Genomic DNA, 575 nt, shown 5'->3' with positions numbered 1-575 from the left:
AGGCATCGGTGGGTGCCTTGCTGGCGCAGGTAAAAGCGACCACGCTGGCGGCGCAGGCGCATCAGGATGTGCCGTTTGAACAACTGGTGGAGGCGCTTAACCCGACGCGCAGCCTGTCGCATAACCCACTGTTCCAAACCATGCTGGCGTGGCAGAGCTCGCCGGATGACGCCTTGCAACTGGATGGGCTACAGGCTGAATCTTTCACCGCCGAACAGGTGAGCGCCAAATTCGATCTACTCTTGTCGCTTGAAGAGAAGGGCGCGGCCCTTTCCGGCAGCCTGGAGTTTGCCGTTAGCTTGTTTGACCGTTCGACGGTGGCCCGTATGGTGTCGCACTGGCGGATGCTGCTGCACGCAATGGTAAACGACGAAGCACGGCCGTTGGCGCAGTTGCCGCTGCTGGCCGACGCCGAGCGCCGGCAGGTGCTGTACGACTGGAATCAGACCCAGGCCGAGCCGGTCAGCCTGTGCCTGCACCAGCAGTTCGAAGCCCAGGTGCGCCGTGCGCCGCAGGCGGTGGCGCTGGTGTGTGGCGAGCAATCGCTCAGCTATGACGCACTGAACCGGCATGCC

1 protein-coding gene is annotated in these 575 nt (G+C 63.3%); it reads left to right on the top strand.

Features of this window, described 5'->3' with window-relative positions; translation table 11 throughout:
• Positions 1-17: 17 nt before the first annotated feature.
• Positions 18-575: condensation domain-containing protein (locus KP22_RS21045; protein ID WP_244880058.1), on the top strand; the 558-nt coding region annotated here is incomplete at its 3' end.

Source organism: Pectobacterium betavasculorum, from assembly GCF_000749845.1.
In the GTDB taxonomy this organism is placed as follows: domain Bacteria; phylum Pseudomonadota; class Gammaproteobacteria; order Enterobacterales; family Enterobacteriaceae; genus Pectobacterium; species Pectobacterium betavasculorum.
This window is presented reverse-complemented; position numbering and strand designations above follow the sequence as displayed.